Annotated in this window: 16 protein-coding genes; 9 read left to right on the forward strand and 7 right to left on the reverse strand. The window is 70.6% G+C overall.

From position 1 onward, the window contains the following. Both VHA73_11280 and rpmB read right to left on the reverse strand, forming a co-directional pair. The coding region (locus tag VHA73_11280) for a phosphoenolpyruvate carboxykinase (GTP) (GenBank protein ID HVX18603.1) at positions 1-1,016 on the reverse strand (1,016 nt) is incomplete at its 3' end. 152 nt (positions 1,017-1,168) lie between these two features. Further along, positions 1,169-1,363 (reverse strand): 50S ribosomal protein L28, encoded by a 195-nt coding sequence (rpmB, locus tag VHA73_11285; protein ID HVX18604.1) that lies wholly within the window; start codon positions 1,361-1,363, stop codon positions 1,169-1,171. A 131-nt stretch (positions 1,364-1,494) separates the two neighbouring features. Between rpmB and VHA73_11290 the strand changes: the two genes are divergently transcribed. The 4 genes from VHA73_11290 to VHA73_11305 all read left to right on the forward strand — a co-directional run bounded on the left by VHA73_11290 (position 1,495) and on the right by VHA73_11305 (position 7,081). Next, on the forward strand, positions 1,495-3,159 hold the full coding sequence (locus VHA73_11290) for a DAK2 domain-containing protein (GenBank protein ID HVX18605.1): 1,665 nt from the start codon (positions 1,495-1,497) through the stop codon (positions 3,157-3,159). Further along, positions 3,156-4,262: a DUF2332 domain-containing protein gene (locus VHA73_11295; protein HVX18606.1), complete on the forward strand. Its 1,107-nt coding sequence runs from the start codon at positions 3,156-3,158 to the stop codon at positions 4,260-4,262. Before VHA73_11290 ends, VHA73_11295 begins: the two co-directional genes overlap by 4 nt. A gap of 177 nt (positions 4,263-4,439) precedes the next feature. Beyond that, entirely contained in the window at positions 4,440-6,632 is a 2,193-nt protein-coding gene (gene recG, locus VHA73_11300) for an ATP-dependent DNA helicase RecG (protein HVX18607.1), read from the forward strand. Positions 6,633-6,898: 266 nt separating this feature from the next. Further along, entirely contained in the window at positions 6,899-7,081 is a 183-nt protein-coding gene (locus VHA73_11305; GenBank protein ID HVX18608.1) for a hypothetical protein, read from the forward strand. Positions 7,082-7,220: 139 nt separating this feature from the next. Here the strand turns inward: VHA73_11305 and pgi are convergent, their stop codons facing one another. The 5 genes from pgi to VHA73_11330 all read right to left on the reverse strand — a co-directional run bounded on the left by pgi (position 7,221) and on the right by VHA73_11330 (position 12,435). Beyond that, positions 7,221-8,843 carry a glucose-6-phosphate isomerase gene (pgi, locus tag VHA73_11310; protein HVX18609.1) on the reverse strand — a complete coding sequence of 541 codons (1,623 nt, stop codon included), beginning with the start codon at positions 8,841-8,843 and terminating at the stop codon, positions 7,221-7,223. After that, positions 8,840-10,273 (reverse strand): glucose-6-phosphate dehydrogenase, encoded by a 1,434-nt coding sequence (gene zwf, locus VHA73_11315; protein ID HVX18610.1) that lies wholly within the window; start codon positions 10,271-10,273, stop codon positions 8,840-8,842. The genes pgi and zwf overlap by 4 nt, the downstream gene beginning before the upstream one ends. After that, entirely contained in the window at positions 10,270-11,394 is a 1,125-nt protein-coding gene (gnd, locus tag VHA73_11320) for a decarboxylating 6-phosphogluconate dehydrogenase (protein ID HVX18611.1), read from the reverse strand. Before gnd ends, zwf begins: the two co-directional genes overlap by 4 nt. Positions 11,395-11,527: 133 nt before the next feature. Continuing rightward, a complete protein-coding gene (locus tag VHA73_11325; protein ID HVX18612.1) occupies positions 11,528-11,701 on the reverse strand; it encodes a hypothetical protein in 174 nt (57 codons plus the stop codon). Between the two features lie 2 nt (positions 11,702-11,703). Continuing rightward, the gene (locus VHA73_11330) at positions 11,704-12,435 is read right to left on the reverse strand and encodes a crotonase/enoyl-CoA hydratase family protein (GenBank protein ID HVX18613.1); all 732 of its coding nucleotides are present in this window, start codon (positions 12,433-12,435) and stop codon (positions 11,704-11,706) included. A 52-nt stretch (positions 12,436-12,487) separates the two neighbouring features. On the opposite strand from VHA73_11330, the gene rsmD reads away from it, so the two are divergent. The 5 genes from rsmD (at position 12,488) to rpmF (ending at position 14,993) form a co-directional block, all read left to right on the forward strand. After that, entirely contained in the window at positions 12,488-13,054 is a 567-nt protein-coding gene (gene rsmD, locus VHA73_11335; GenBank protein HVX18614.1) for a 16S rRNA (guanine(966)-N(2))-methyltransferase RsmD, read from the forward strand. Beyond that, positions 13,051-13,530, forward strand: a complete 480-nt coding sequence (gene coaD, locus VHA73_11340) for a pantetheine-phosphate adenylyltransferase (protein HVX18615.1) — start codon at positions 13,051-13,053, stop codon at positions 13,528-13,530. Before rsmD ends, coaD begins: the two co-directional genes overlap by 4 nt. Then, positions 13,527-14,165 (forward strand): ATP synthase F0 subunit B, encoded by a 639-nt coding sequence (locus VHA73_11345; protein HVX18616.1) that lies wholly within the window; start codon positions 13,527-13,529, stop codon positions 14,163-14,165. The genes coaD and VHA73_11345 overlap by 4 nt, the downstream gene beginning before the upstream one ends. 119 nt (positions 14,166-14,284) lie before the next feature. After that, positions 14,285-14,710, forward strand: a complete 426-nt coding sequence (locus tag VHA73_11350) for a DUF177 domain-containing protein (GenBank protein ID HVX18617.1) — start codon at positions 14,285-14,287, stop codon at positions 14,708-14,710. A gap of 103 nt (positions 14,711-14,813) precedes the next feature. Continuing rightward, positions 14,814-14,993, forward strand: coding sequence for a 50S ribosomal protein L32 (gene rpmF / locus VHA73_11355; GenBank protein HVX18618.1), 180 nt, complete (start codon positions 14,814-14,816; stop codon positions 14,991-14,993). Positions 14,994-15,009 lie beyond the last annotated feature (16 nt).

Genomic DNA, 15,009 nt, shown 5'->3' on the forward strand with positions numbered 1-15,009 from the left:
GTGAACAGCGAATTGCCCGCCTCCAGCGTACGCATCGCATTGGGGTTCGTGGTCCAGTCCGTGCCCGGCGCTACGCCGAAGAACCCGAACTCCGGATTGGTCGCGTACAGGCGGCCGTCTTCGCCGAACCTCATCCAGGCGATGTCGTCGCCGAGGGTCTCCACACTCCACCCGGCGATCGTGGGCTCGAGCATCGCCAGGTTCGTCTTGCCGCACGCGGACGGGAACGCCGCCGCCACGTAGTGGACCTTGTTTGCGGGGCTGGTCAGCTTGAGGATCAGCATGTGCTCGGCAAGCCAGCCTTCGTCGCGGGCCATCACGGACGCGATGCGCAGGCTGTAGCACTTCTTGCCCAGCAGGGAGTTGCCGCCGTATCCGGAGCCGTACGACCAGATCTCGCGGGTCTCGGGGAAGTGGGAGATGTACTTGTTGTCGGCGTCGCACGGCCAGCGGACGTCGGGCCGGGCGTTGCCGTCGGCGTCGACGAGCGGGTAGCCGACCGAGTGCAGGCACGGCACCCAGTCGCCGCCGCCCAGCACGTCGAGGGCCGCCTGGCCCATCCGCGCCATGATCCGCATGTTCACGGCGACGTACGCCGAGTCGGTGAGCTGCACACCGATGTGCGCGATCGGCGAGCCCAGCGGTCCCATCGAGAACGGCACCACGTACATGGTGCGGCCGCGCATCGCCCCCGTGTAGAAGCGCAGCATCTCTTCGCGCAGCTCGGCCGGCGCGCGCCAGTTGTTGGTGGGACCGGCGTCGATCTCGTTTTCGCACGCGATGAACGTGCGCTCTTCGACGCGGGCGACGTCGGCCGGATCAGACAGCGCGAGGTAGCTGTTGGGTCGCTTGACGTCGTCGAGGCGCTCGAACGCACCCCCGTCGACGAGGCTCTGCGCCAAGAGGTCGTACTCCTCGGCGGAACCGTCGCACCAGTGGACCTGATCGGGCTGGAAGATCCCGGCCCAGTGGTCGACCCAGTCGCGCAGCTTCTGATTGGACGTCGTTGCAGTCATTGGTCTCCGGCTTCACACGGGGGAACGTGGTACCGGCCCAAAGAGGTCGCGACCACGCTGGGACCGCCACCCTACCGAGCGGTCACCTGCGGGTCCCATTCGTGCCGCCGGCCGTCACGGTCGAGTCGACGGTGACCGGGGCAGACGCACCACTAGCGGGTGGCCTTGACGACCTTGCCCGCTTTGAGGCACGACGTGCAGACGTCGATCCGCTTGGGGCTGCCGCCGACGATGGCCCGGACGCGCTGGATGTTGGGGTTCCACCGGCGCTTGGTACGCCGGTGCGAGTGGCTGACGTTCATGCCGAACGAGGGGTGCTTGCCGCACACCTCACACACCGAAGCCATGGATCCACCTTCAAGGTCGTTGGCCACGATGGGCCTGCCAGGACGGCTGACCATGGTACGGGCCGGCGGCCCTTGCCGACAAGCCGGGCCGGAGCAGGTGGGCCACCCGGACCTCACTACGATCGTCCCCCATGGCCATCCTGGAGCGGCTGGGCGCCGACGACCTCTGTCAGGTGATCGTCGCGTTCCGAGATGCGCTCCGCAGCCACCAGGAAGTCGTCAACCGGCTCAACGTCTACCCGGTGCCCGACGGCGACACCGGCACCAACATGGCACTCACCCTCGAATCGGTGGTGGCCGAGCTCGAACCGGTCACTCCGGCTGGCGGCGGCGCCGACCTCGCCGCGGTGTGCAAGGCCATCAGCCACGGCTCGCTGATGGGGGCACGGGGCAACTCCGGCGTGATCTTGTCGCAGATCCTGCGCGGCATCGCCGACGTCGCCCAGGCCGAGCCCGACGGCGACGGTGCGTGCTGGGCGAACGCACTCGGGCGGGCGTCGGCCGCCGCATACGAAGCCGTGATGAAGCCGGTCGAGGGCACGATCCTCACGGTCGTGCGGGAGTCGGCCGAAGCCGCGGCAGGCGCCGCTGCCGAGGGCGCGTCGCTGGTGGGTGTGCTCGAAGCTGCCCAGCTCGCCGGGCGCGCCGCCCTCGAGCGCACCCCCGACCTGTTGCCGGTGCTCGCCGAGGCCGGCGTGGTCGACGCAGGGGGCACCGGTTTTCTCCTGCTGCTCGATGCCGCGCTCCACGTGGCCGACGGCCGCCCGCTGCCCGAGGCCCCGGAGATCACCGGCGCCGACCCGGCAGCGGGGTTCGCCGCGCACGACCACGACCACGAGCCGGGCTTGTCCGACCTCCGCTACGAGGTCATGTACTTCCTGGAAGCCCCCGACCACACGATCCCCGCGTTCAAGGACGTGTGGGCCGGTCTCGGCGACTCCATCGTGGTGGTCGGCGGCGACGGCCTGTGGAACTGCCACGTCCACACCGACGACATCGGCGCCGCGATCGAGGCGGCGCTCGACTGCGGCCGGCCCCGCAACATCCGCGTCACCGACCTCCTCGAGCAGGTGGAGGAGGAGCGCTGGGTGCGCGAGGGCGCGGCAGCACCGGCCGGCGACGCGCCGCCGCCGGAGCCGGTGCCGTGCGGGGTGGTGGCCGTGTCGGTGGGCGACGGCGTGCGCCGGATCTTCCACTCCCTCGGCGTGCAGGTGATCGTGACCGGCGGGCAGACCATGAACCCGTCGACGGCGCAGCTCGTGGAAGCGGTCGAGGCGTGCCCGGCCGACCAGGTGGTGATCTTGCCGAACAACAAGAACATCATCCCGGTGGCCGAGCAGGTCGACGCGCAGACCTCCAAGCAGGTGCAGGTGGTGCCGACCCGGTCGGTCACCGAGGGCTTCGCCGCGCTGCTGGCGTACGACCCCCAGGCCGAGGTGGCCGCCAACGTGGCGTCGATGGGGGAGTGCGCCGCCAACGTCACCGCCGCCGAGGTCACCCGCGCCGTGCGCGACAGCTCCAGCGACGTCGGCCCCATCGCGGCCGGCGACTGGCTCGGCATCGCGGCCGACGGCATCCGTGCGGTGGAGCCCGACCTCGCCAGTGCCTGCACGGTGCTGCTCGGCGCCATCATCACCGCGGAGCACGAGATCCTCACGCTCATCGAGGGCGACGGCGCGACCGCCGCGGTCACCCGCCAGCTCACGGCGTGGGCCAGCGAGCAGTTCCCCGACCTCGCCGTCGAGGTCCACCAAGGCGGGCAGCCGCTCTACCCGTACCTGATCGGTATTGAATGACCGTCACCGAGCCGGACTTCCTGGCACGGCTCGCGGTCCATTTCCGGTACTTCGCCCGCAGCGAGTGCGACCGGACCGCTCCGCTGTACGCGGCGTTGTCCATCCGCGCGGCAGGTGATCCCGAGATCCTCGGCCTGCTCGCCCACGCGGCCCCCCGAGAAGCGCGCCCGACGCTGCTGTTCGCCGCCGTCCACTTCCTCGTGCTCGCCGAGCCCGCTTCGGAGCTGGCTTCGTTCTACCCGTCGGTGACCGGCCGCCCGGTTCCCGCGGGCGACGCGTATCCCGTGTTCCGGCAGTTCTGTCTCGACCGTCACGACGAGCTCGTCGCGCTCTTGTCCACCCGCATGACCCAGACGAACGAGGTCAACCGCTGCGTGGCGCTCCGGGCCGCGCTGGGCGCGGCGGTGGCCGACCTGCCCGATCAGCCGGTGGCCTTGCTCGAAGTGGGAACCAGCGCCGGGCTCAACCTCGGTTTCGACCGCTACGAGCTGCCCGGCCGCTTCGGCCCGGCCGGTTCACCCGTGCAGCTCGACTGCGACGTGCTCGGCGCGATCGCACCGCCGTTCGAGCCGGCCCTGCCGCCACTGTCGTGGCGCGCCGGGCTCGACCGCAGCCCCATCCGTGTCGCCGACGACGCCGAGATCCGCTGGCTCGAAGCGTGCTTGTGGCCCGAGCAGGTGGAGCGGGTGGCCCGCTTCCGGGCAGCCGTGGCGCTGGCCCGGGCCGACCCGCCGACCCTGGTGACCGGCGACATGGTCGACGACCTGGCGCGTGCTGCGTCGACCGCCCCGGCCGACGCGCACCTGGTGCTGTGGCACTCGTGGGTGATGACCTACCTGCCCCGCGAGCGCCGCCCCGACTTCGCGGCCGCGGTGGCCGACCTGGCCGCCGGCGGGCGGTCGGTCACGTGGCTGTCGGCTGAGGGCCCCGGGGTGCTCGACGATCTCGCCGCCCCACCGCTGGATGCCGATGCGTCCGACGAGCTGCGCGTCGCCACGCTGCTCGGCATCCAGCGGTTCCGCCGTGGAGCGGCGGGGGACCGCGTCTTGCTCGGCCGCTGCCACCCGCACCTTCGTTGGCTGGAGTGGCTGCGGCCGGCGTGATGGACCCTGGCGCTCAGGCCAGGGCGAGGAGGCTTGTCGCTTCGACCGTAGGAGCCCGACCTGTCGGTCCGGTTGCCACCGGGAGACCGCTTGGCGAACCCTCGGTGAGCACTGCGTGGCGAGATGCCCGCCCGGGCCTCGTCAGGTCGACGCCGGACGCCTCGTAGTCTCGGGGTCGTGGCTCGTCGGCTCGCGCAACTGGCAGCGCTTCCCGTCACGCAGCTGCGAGGGGTCGGACCCAAGTACGCCGAGGCCCTCGAGCGCGCGTTCGAGATCGAGACCGTGCTCGACCTGTTGACCCACTACCCCCGTCGCTACATCGACCGCACGAACCTCCAGGCCATCCGCGACCTGCGGGTGGGCGACGAAGTGATGGTGATGGCGACCGTGCGCCGCATCAGCGGCCGTCGCACCCGGGGTGCGCGGGGCCGACGCCCGATGGCCCTGGTGACGGCAGAGGTCGCCGACCCTTCCGGCGGGCACTTGCAGGTGGTGTTCTTCAACCAGGGGTGGCGCGAGCGGCAGCTCCCCGCGGGCGCCGAGTGCATCTTGTTCGGCAAGGTCACCGAGAACCGCGGGCGGCTGCAGATGGCGAACCCGCTGGTCGACCTGGTCGGCACCCAGACCGGCAAGATCGTGGCCGTCTACCCGCAGTCCGAAAAGGAGCGCCTCACGTCGTCGGACCTGAGCCGGTGGATGACCGAGGTGCTCGAACGGGCCGGGGAGTTCGCCGAGGCCGTGCCCGAGCAGGTGCTCGACCGGCTCGACCTGATCGACCGCACGTCGGCGTTCCGAACCGTGCACCTGCCCGAGACGATGGGCGAGGCCACCGCGGCCCGCAAGCGACTGGTGTTCGACGAGCTGTTGCGGGTGCAGCTCGCCCTCGTGTTGCGCAAGCGCGCGCTCGAGCGCGCGAGCACCGGTCTGGTGCACCGCATCGGCCCCGGCCCCGCAGGCGAGCCCGACCTGGTGTCGGCGTTCCACGAGCGCCTGTCGTTCCCGCTCACGGGCGCGCAGCGGCGGGCGATCGCGGAGATCGACGCCGACCTGGCGGGACCTCATCCCATGCACCGGCTCCTGCAGGGCGACGTGGGTGCTGGCAAGACCGTGGTGGCGGTGTCGGCGCTGCTGGTCGCGGTGCAGAACGGTCACCAGGGCGCGCTCATGGCACCCACCGAAGTGCTGGCCGAGCAGCACCACCTGGGCATCAAGGCGCTGTTGGAGGGCTTCACGATCGGCGACGGCGGCACGTCCCTGTTCGGCGAGCGACCCTTGCGGGTGGAGCTGCTCACCAACCGGGTGACCCCCACCGAGCGGCGACGCATCCTCGAGCAGCTCGCCGCCGGCGACGTCGACCTGCTGATCGGCACGCATGCCCTGATCCAGGAGGCGGTCGAGTTCCGGTCGCTCGGCGCGGTCGTGATCGACGAGCAGCATCGCTTCGGGGTCGAGCAGCGTGCCGCGCTGCGCGACAAGTCCGGCGGTGAGCACACGCCCGACGTGCTGGTGATGACCGCCACGCCGATCCCGCGCACCGCCGCCATGACCGTGTACGGCGACCTCGACGTGTCGGTGCTCGACGAGCTGCCCCCCGGTCGCACCCCGATCGACACGATCTGGATCCGCACCCCGGGCGACGCGGAGGCCGACGACCCCGCGGTCGCCGCCGCCGAAGCTCCGGTGTGGGATCACGTCCGCACCGAAGTCGCCGCCGGGCGCCAGGCATATGTGGTGTGCCCGCTGGTCGACGAGTCCGAGAAGCTCGAAGTGCGTTCGGCCACCGACACGTTCGAGCGGTTGTCGGCCGGCGAGCTCACCGGCTTGCGGGTGGGCCTGTTGCACGGGCGGGTGCCGTCGGCCGACAAGGAGGTGGTCATGGACCAGTTCCGCCGCCGCGACCTCGACGTGCTCGTGGCCACGACCGTCATCGAAGTCGGCGTCGACGTGCCCAACGCGACCGTCATGGTGATCCTCGACGCGGACCGCTTCGGCATCGCGCAGCTCCACCAGCTCCGCGGCCGGGTTGGCCGCGGCTCGGCCACGTCGCGCTGCTACCTGGTCGGCGCCGCCACCACCCGCGAAGCCGAGGAGCGGCTCGCTGCCATGGTGCGCACCACCGACGGGTTCGAGCTCGCGGAGATCGACCTCGACCTCCGCGGTGAGGGCACGTTGATGGCCGAGCGCCAAAAGGGCCGCAACGACCTCAAGCTGGCCTCGTTGCGGCGCGACCGGGTGTGGGTCGAGCGTGCCCGCGAAGTGGCCTTCGAACTGGTCGACGCCGACCCGCAACTCGCCGACCATCCGCTGCTCAGGGAGGAGGTCGACTTGTTCCTCGGTGAGGACGAGGCCGACTTCCTGTTGAAGTCGTGACCCGCGACGACCGATCGTCCGGCCGCGGGCCCCACGGCTCGGCTGGGTCCGGTGGATCGGCTGGGTCCGGTGGCTCGGCTGGGTCCGGTGGCTCGGTTGGGTCCGGTGGCTCGGTTGGGTCCGGTGGCTCGGCTGGGCCCGGCCGACGGAGCCGCGACTCCCGTGCCGCGCGCCCTGGCCGACCGGTCCGGCCCGCCGCCGCCCAACGTCGGGCCGAGCGCCGCGCCGAGCAGGCCCGCACCCCGTACGCGAGCAACTGGCGATCGGTGCTGCTCGCCGATGCCGCGGTCGGCGTCGTCATCGTGCTCGTCGGCCTGGTCGTGCTGGCGCTGTGGAACTTGTTCGCCGGCGCCGGCCTCGGCGCGCTCGGCGTGGCGTACCTGGCGATGGTCGCCCGCCGCTACCACTACTGGCGCCAACTCCGCCGCGAGGCCGGCCTCGACGACTGAACTGCGCCGATGTTTGGCTCGTTCCTTTCGGAATCCGAAACAAACGAGCCAAACATTCGGGGCCATTACCGACGGGGTGCGACAGCCTTGTCGGATTGCGCCCGCGGGCGCGCCCGAGGGCGCGGCGTCGGGCCGACGATCAGCGCGACGCTCGGTAACGGCGGATCAAGGCGTTGGTCGACGAGTCGTGGGCGAGGGCCGGGTCGTCGGCGCACTCGAGCTCGGGGATGATGGCGGTGGCCAGCACCTTGCCGAGCTCGACGCCCCACTGGTCGAAGCTGTCGATGCGCCAGATCGTGCCCTGCGTGAACACCTTGTGCTCGTAGAGGGCCACGAGCGCGCCGAGCCGGCGCGGGGTGAGCTGGTCGGCGAGCAGGGTGCTGGTGGGTCGGTTGCCCTCGCACACCCGGTGGGCCACCTGGTGCTCGGGTGAGCCCGCGGCTCGCACCTCCTCCGCGGTGCGGCCCATGGCCAGCGCCTCGGTCTGCGCGAACAAGTTGGCCATCAGCAGGTCGTGGTGGCGACCGAGCGGGGTCAGGGGTCTGGCGAACCCGATGAAGTCGGCCGGGATCAGGCGCGTGCCCTGGTGGATCAGTTGGTAGAAGGCGTGCTGGCCGTTGGTGCCCGGCTCCCCCCACACGACCGGCCCGGTCAGGTACGTCACGCGGTTGCCGTCGATGTCGACGTGCTTGCCGTCGGACTCCATGTCGAGTTGCTGGAGGTAGGCGGGGAAGCGGTGCAAGTACTGGTCGTACGGCAGCACCGCATGGGTCGCGGCGGCGAAGAAGTTGATGTACCAGACGCCGAGCAGGCCCAGCAGCACCGGCAGGTTGTGCTCGAACGGGGTGGTGCGGAAGTGCTCGTCCATCTCGTGGAACCCGGCGAGCATCTCGGCGAACGCGTCGGGCCCGACGGCGATCATCAGCGACAAGCCGATGGCCGAGTCGTACGAGTAGCGACCACCGACCCAGTCCCAGAAGCCGAACATGTTCGCGGTGTCGATGCCGAAGTCGGCCACGCCCTTGGCGTTGGTCGACACCGCCACGAAGTGCCTCGCCACGGCCGACTCGTCGCCGTCGTAGGCCGCCAGCACCCAGTCGCGGGCGGTGTGCGCGTTGGTGAGCGTCTCGAGCGTGGTGAACGTCTTCGACGAGATGATGAACAACGTCTCGGTGGGGTCGAAGCCGAGCGTGGCCTCGGCGAAGTCGGTGCCGTCGATGTTCGACACGAACCGCACCGCGAGGTCGCGCTGCGCGTAGTGGCGCAACGCTTCATAGGCCATGACCGGCCCCAGGTCGGAGCCGCCGATGCCGACGTTGACGATGTTGCGGATCCGCTTGCCCGAGTGACCGGTCCAATCGCCGTTGCGCACCCGGTCGGCGAACGCACCCATCCGCCCCAGCACTTCGTGGACGTCGGGCACGACGTCGTGGCCGTCGACCTCCATCACCGCGTCGGCTGGCGCCCGTAGCGCCACGTGCAGCACCGCCCGGTCCTCGGTGACGTTGATGTGGTCGCCACGGAACATCGCTTCGATCCGCTCGGCGAGCCCGGACTCGCGGGCGAGCTGCACCAGCAGCGTGATCGTCTCGTCGGTGACGCGGTGCTTGCTGTAGTCGAGGAACCAACCGCCGCCTTCGGCGGTGAGGCGGGTGCCCCGGTCGGCGTCGTGCTCGAACAGGTCGCGCAGCTGCAGGTCGCGGACCTGGCCGTGATGGGCCACCAGCGCCTGCCAGGCCGGGAGGTCGGTGGGCGAGGTCATGTCGTGCCTCCAGGTGCGTCGGTCGGATCGCGCCACCCGCCGAGGTCGGCGACCAACCCGTCGGCCTCGGCCGGCCCCCACGTGCCTTTGGCGTAGGGGTGGACGGGCACGGCGTCGCCGAGCACGTCTTGCACCACCCGCCACGCCGCCTCCACACCGTCGATGCGCGCGAACAGCTGCGGGTCGCCGTCCATGGCGTCGCCCAACAGGCGCTCGTAGGGCTCCATGTCGTCGGACGCGTCGTCGTTGACCAGCAGCTCGACCGCCTCGCCGACCATCGCCTCACCGGGTGCCTTGTAGCGGGCGCCCAGCGCGGTGACCACGTTGGGGCTGAGGCGGAAGCGCACGTAGTTGCGCCCGCCGATGTCGCGCTCCTCGAAGATGACCTGGGGCGACTGGTGGAACTCGACCAGCACTTCGGTGGCGTGCGCCGGGAGGTGCTTGCCGGCGCGGATCACGAACGGCACTCCGGCCCAGCGCCACGTGTCGATGGCGAGCCGGACGGCCGAGTACGTCTCCACGGTCGAGCCCGGCGCCACACCTTTCTCCTTGACGTAGCCGCGGTACTGGCCACGCACGATCGACCCCGTGTCGAGTGGGCGGATCGCCTTCAACAACATGGCTTTGGCGTCGCGGACCGACTCGTGGTTCATGTCCGACGGCGCTTCCATGGCCAGCAGCGCGACGACCTGCAACATGTGGTTCTGGATGACGTCGCGGGTGGCGCCCGTGGCGTCGTAGAACGCACCCCGGTCGGCCACACCGAAGTCCTCGGCCATCGTGAGCTGCACGTGGCGGACGTGGTGGCGGTTGAACACCGGCTCGAGGAAGGTGTTGGCGAACCGGAAGAACAGCAGGTTCTGCACCGGCTCCTTGCCGAGGTAGTGGTCGATGCGGAAGACGTTCTCCTCGGGGAAGGCGGCGAGCAGCACCCGGTTGAGCTGCTGCGCGCTGGCCAAGTCGTGCCCGAAGGGCTTTTCGACCACCACCCGCGCCCCGGTGGACTTGTGGCCGTCGCGGCCGAGCGCGGTGACCACGGTCTCGAACATCGACGGCGGGATGGCGAGGTAGTGCAGCGGCCGCCGGGCGTCGCCCAGTTCGGCGCGCAGCGCCTCGAACGTGGTGGGTTCGCCATAGTCGCCGTCGACGTAGCGGAGCAGGCCGAGCAGCTTGGTCATCGCCTTGCGGTCGACTTTGTCGGCATGGGTCTTCACCGAGTCCTCGGCCCGCTTCTTGAGCTGCTCGAGATCCCAGCCGGCCTTGGCCACGCCGATCACCGGTACGTCGAGGCGGTCGTTGCGCACCATGGCGTACAGCGCCGGGAAGATCTGCTTGTACGCGAGGTCGCCCGTGGCGCCGAAGAAGACGAGGGCGTCGGACCGCCGGTCGGACCGCGGGTCGGCGCGGCTGCCGGCCTTGGCGCCGCTCACTGCTGCGCCGGCTTCTCGAGGTGGCCGCCGAACTGGAAGCGCATCGCCGACAGGACCTTGTTGGCGAACTGGTCGGCGTCGCGCGACGAGTACCGGGAGAACAAGGCGGTGGCCAGCACCGGCGCGGGGACGGTCTCGTCGATGGCGGCCAGCACGGTCCAGCGCCCTTCGCCCGAATCGCTCACCCGCCCGCCGAACGCGTCGAGCTGCGGGTCACCGGCCAAGGCGTCGGCGGTGAGGTCGAGCAGCCACGAGCTGATCACCGACCCTCGTCGCCACACTTCGGCGATCTCCGACAGGTCGAGGTCGAACTGGTAGCGCTCGGGCTCGGCCATCGGGGTGGTCTCGGCGTCGGCGTCCTGCTCGGTCTTGCCGGCGTTGGCGTGCGCCAAGATGTTCAGGCCCTCGGCGTACGCCGCCATCAGGCCGTACTCGATGCCGTTGTGCACCATCTTCACGAAGTGCCCCGACCCGGCCGGGCCGCAGCGCAACCAACCGTGCTCGGCCGTGCTCCCCTTCGGGCCCTTGCCCGCTGCCCGCGACGGGGTGCGGGGCGCGGCGTCGATGCCCGGCGCCAACGCCTCGAAGATCGGCGTGAGCCGGCCCACGGTGTCGTCCGGGCCGCCGACCATCATGCAGTAGCCCCGGTCGAGCCCGAACACCCCGCCGCTGGTGCCGACGTCGACGTAGTCGATCTTCTTGGCCGCCAGCTCGTTCGAGCGACGCAGGTCGTCGATGTAGTGCGAGTTGCCGCCGTCGATGACCGTGTCGCCGGCGGACAGGTGCGGCACGAGGTCGTTGGCCACCTGGTCGACGAGTGCGGTGGGCACCATCAGCCAGATGTGGCGCGGCGCCGCCATCTTGTCGACCAACTCGGCAAGCGACCCGGTACCGGTCGCGCCATCTGTCACCGACGCCTCGACTGCGGGCGGGTGCACGTCGTACACCACGCACTCGTGTCCGGCGGCCAACAGCCGCTTGACCATGTTGGCGCCCATCCGGCCGAGTCCGATCATCCCGAGCTGCATGCCAGCGACAGTACGGGAGCGCAACCATCCCCGCAGGCCAGGCGCCCGCCGAGCGGACGTTCGGTCGCCCGAACCCCACCCTGCTGTGAGCACTCAGCCACCGTGGAGGTGGTCAAGTGCTCACAGCGGGATGGTTGCCGGCGGGACCCCGTTCTGCTGTGAGCAGCCAGCCACCGTGGAGGTGGTCAAGTGCTCACAGCGGGATGGTTGGCGGCGGTTTGGCGGGCTACTCGTCGCCGAGGACGAGGTCGAAGCGCTCCATGCAGTCGGAGCAGCGGTACGTCAGGAGGTCGCCGACGTGGAAGTGGCCGTCCTCGTCGGGGCGGGAGATGAGGTGGCAGGTGCCGTCACAGTCGACGCAGGGGTACTCGGTTGGCGGCTGCAGCGGAGGAGTGGACACGGTCAGCGCTCGCCACGGGCAGCGCGTTCGGCCTGGTTGGTGCCGAACCCGTCGACGCCGGCGGCGAACCCCGGTGCGAACACGACCTTGCGGCCGTGGCGGTCCTCGTTCTCGAGCGCGGCCTGGAGATCGAGCCCGTAGGACTCGTACACCGAGCTGCGGTCGTGCACGACGGCGTTCCAGGGCGACGACGCGATCACTTCGGCGATCTCGACGGCGGTGGCCAGCGCGGCGCCCGGCTCGACCACCCGGTTGACCAGCCCGATCCGCTCGGCTTCGGCGGCATCGACCTCCCGGCCCGTCAAGATCAGGTCCAACGCCCGGCCGAGGCCGACGATGCGGGGCAGCCGGACCGTGCCGCCGTCCATGAGCGGCACCCCCCAGCGGCGTTCGAGGCAGCCGAACCGGGCGGTCGAACCGGCCACGCGGAAATCGCACCACAGCGCCAGCTCGAGCCCGCCAGCGACGCACCAACCCTCGACCGCGGCGATCACGGGCTTGGAGAGTTGGAGACGGGTGGGTCCGAGCGGCCCCGACGGGCGGAGGTCGGGGAGGTCGCGCAAGTTGGCGCCGGCACAAAAGGCCTCGTCGTCACCCGTGAGGATCGCGACGCGGGCATCGGGATCGGCCTCGAACGCGACGAACTCGTCGTGGAGGCGGGCCGCCGTCGCCGAGTTCACTGCGTTGCGGACGTGTGACTGGTCGATCTTCACGATCCGGATCACGTCGCTCATGATCGGGACCGTACCGGGTGGGCTGCGCCGGTGGAGCGGTACGGTCCGCTGCGTGCGAGTGGTGGCCGGGACGGCGCGAGGCAGAAAGCTCACCGCGCCGCGCGGGCGCGACGTGCGGCCCACCACCGACCGGGTGCGCGAAGCCATCTTCAACGCCTTGCGGTCGCTCGACGCCATCGACGACGCGTCGGTCCTCGACCTGTTCGCCGGCACCGGCGCGCTCGGGATCGAGGCGCTGTCGCGCGGCGCCGCCCACGCCACGTTCGTGGACCAGGACCGGGTCGCCCGGGCGTCGGTCAGCGCCAACTTGTCCGCGACCGGCCTCGAGGGGCGGGCAACCGTCGTGGCCGACGACGCCTCGCGGTTCGTGGCCCGCCACCCCCGCACCCAGTTGTTCGACCTGGTGCTCCTCGACCCCCCGTACGCGTTCGACTCGTGGATGGAGCTGCTCGATGCCGTGGCGGGTGTGGTGGCTGACGGCGGCGTCGTGGTGGTCGAGTCGCCAGCGGAGCCACCCACACCGACCTGGGGGTCGATCGTGAGGGTGAAGTCGTACGGCAGTACCGTGGTGACCCTGCTGCGACGAACACCTTCCCCCGAGCCGGAGCCCCGCCCGTGACACGAGTGCTGTATCCGGGGTCGTTCGACCCCATCCACAACGGCCATGTCGAGCTGATCGAGACCGCTTCGCATCTGTTCGACGACGTCGTGGTGGCCGTGATCCGGAACCCGCAGAAGGGGCAGGGACTCTTCGACCTCGAGGAGCGCAAGCAGATGATCGAGGAGTCCGTTGCCCACATGGACAACGTGTCGATCGTCAGCCAGACGGTGCTCACCGTCGAGTTGGCCCGCGACGTCGGTGCCGATTTCATCATCAAGGGACTGCGGGCGGTCTCTGACTTCGAGTCCGAGCTCCAACAAGCGCAGATGAACTTGGCCATCTCGGGGGTGCACACCGTGCTGATCCCGTCGGCCACCACGCACTCGTTCATCGCGTCGAAGTGGATCCGAGAGATCGCACGTCTGGGCGGCGACGTCACTTCGCTGGTGCCGGCCTCGGTGGCCAAAGGCCTTGCCGAAAAGGACTTCGAATGACCTTCCACGACGACGTGCCCACCGCCGGTGAGGCATCCGGACCGCAGCCGGTCGCCCGCACCGAGCCCTCGTATCCACCCGACGCCCCGCGCACCACCCGCAGCGCCCACAACCCTCCCCAGACCGAGCCGTTGCTGCGCCGCGCGGCCGATCTCATCGAGTCGGCCCGCCCCATGCCGTTGTCGTCGTCGGTGATGATCAACAAGGACGAGGTCCTCGAGCTCATCGACGAAGCCGTCGCGCAACTGCCCGAAGAGCTCCGGGCGGCCCGATGGCTGCTGAAGGAGCGCGAGGAGTTCCTCGACAAGGTCCGCCGCGAGGGCGATGAGATCCTCGACGCGGCTCGCGCCAAGGCCGAACGCATGGTCCAGCGCACCGAGGTCGTCAAGCAGGCCGAGGCCCGCGCCCGTCGCATCGTGGACGGCGCCGAGGCCGAGTCGCGGCGCATGCGCCACGAGTGTGAGGACTTCTGCGACCAGAAGCTCGCCAGCTTCGAGATCGTGCTCGACCGCACCATGAAGCTCGTGGCGGCGGGCAGGGAGAAGCTGGCGGGCCCACCGCTCTCGCCGGCCGAAGACGAGCCGAACGGCGCCGATCGCGAGGGCGCCCCGTTCAACCAGGACGACCTCAGCTGAGCGACCTCGACGTCCGCGTCCTCGATCTGCTCCGCCATCCGGGGGAGCGGCACCGGATCGACGCAACGGCCGACCTGTCCGATGTCCACACCACGTCTGCCCGGGTCACGGAGCGTCCCGTGGAGCTGGCGCTCGACGTCGAGGCCCAAGGCAGGCAAGTGATGGTCCACGGCCACTTCACCTTCGAATGGGAAGGGGCGTGCCGGCGTTGCCTCGAGCCCACCCGCCAGGTGGAGACCGCGGAAGTGCAAGAAGTGTTCGAGCCGTCGCCGGTCGAAGGCGAGACGTGGTTGCTCGACGGCGACCACATCGACCTCGCGCCGGTCGTCCGCCAGGCGGCGTCGCTGGCCCTGCCCCTCGCGCCGCTGTGCCGGCCCGACTGCCCGGGGCCCGACCCCGAGCACTACCCCGCAACTGGTGCGGGGCCCGGGGCCGGCGACACCGCCGGTGCCGGTCGGGAAGGCAACCAATCGGGCGACCCGGCGGGCCCGGCGCGCGATCCGCGGTGGGCCGCGCTCGACGAGCTGCGGTTCGACCAGGACTGACCGGGTCCGGCGTTGGCCGCCCCCCGTCCGCGCCCACTAGCCTGTCCTCTCCGTGCCCGGCGCCCCTGCCGGGTGCTCCACGAGCTCGATCCAGGATTCCGCCATGGCTGTCCCCAAGAAGAAGACCTCGAAGGCGAAGAGCCGCAGCCGCCGGGCGTCGGCCTGGAAGTTGTCGACCCCTGCGCAGAGCACGTGCCCGCGCTGCGGTACCACCAAGACCCCCCACGTCGTGTGCGGCAACTGCGGTTGGTACGGCGGACGGCAGGCCATCGAAGTCGAGTGAGGGTCTCGTGCGGGAG

This window comes from Acidimicrobiales bacterium (assembly GCA_035547835.1).
In the GTDB taxonomy this organism is placed as follows: domain Bacteria; phylum Actinomycetota; class Acidimicrobiia; order Acidimicrobiales; family Iamiaceae; genus DASZTW01.

What these genes read in the sequence shown, in the direction of transcription:
- rpmB (HVX18604.1), bottom strand. Translation starts at nt 1,363, where the DNA reads ATGGCTTCGGTGTGTGAGGTGTGCGGCAAGCACCCCTCGTTCGGCATG.
- VHA73_11290 (HVX18605.1), top strand. Translation starts at nt 1,495, where the DNA reads ATGGCCATCCTGGAGCGGCTGGGCGCCGACGACCTCTGTCAGGTGATC.
- VHA73_11295 (HVX18606.1), top strand. Translation starts at nt 3,156, where the DNA reads ATGACCGTCACCGAGCCGGACTTCCTGGCACGGCTCGCGGTCCATTTC.
- pgi (HVX18609.1), bottom strand. Translation starts at nt 8,843, where the DNA reads ATGACCTCGCCCACCGACCTCCCGGCCTGGCAGGCGCTGGTGGCCCAT.
- VHA73_11330 (HVX18613.1), bottom strand. Translation starts at nt 12,435, where the DNA reads ATGAGCGACGTGATCCGGATCGTGAAGATCGACCAGTCACACGTCCGC.
- VHA73_11345 (HVX18616.1), top strand. Translation starts at nt 13,527, where the DNA reads ATGACCTTCCACGACGACGTGCCCACCGCCGGTGAGGCATCCGGACCG.
- rpmF (HVX18618.1), top strand. Translation starts at nt 14,814, where the DNA reads ATGGCTGTCCCCAAGAAGAAGACCTCGAAGGCGAAGAGCCGCAGCCGC.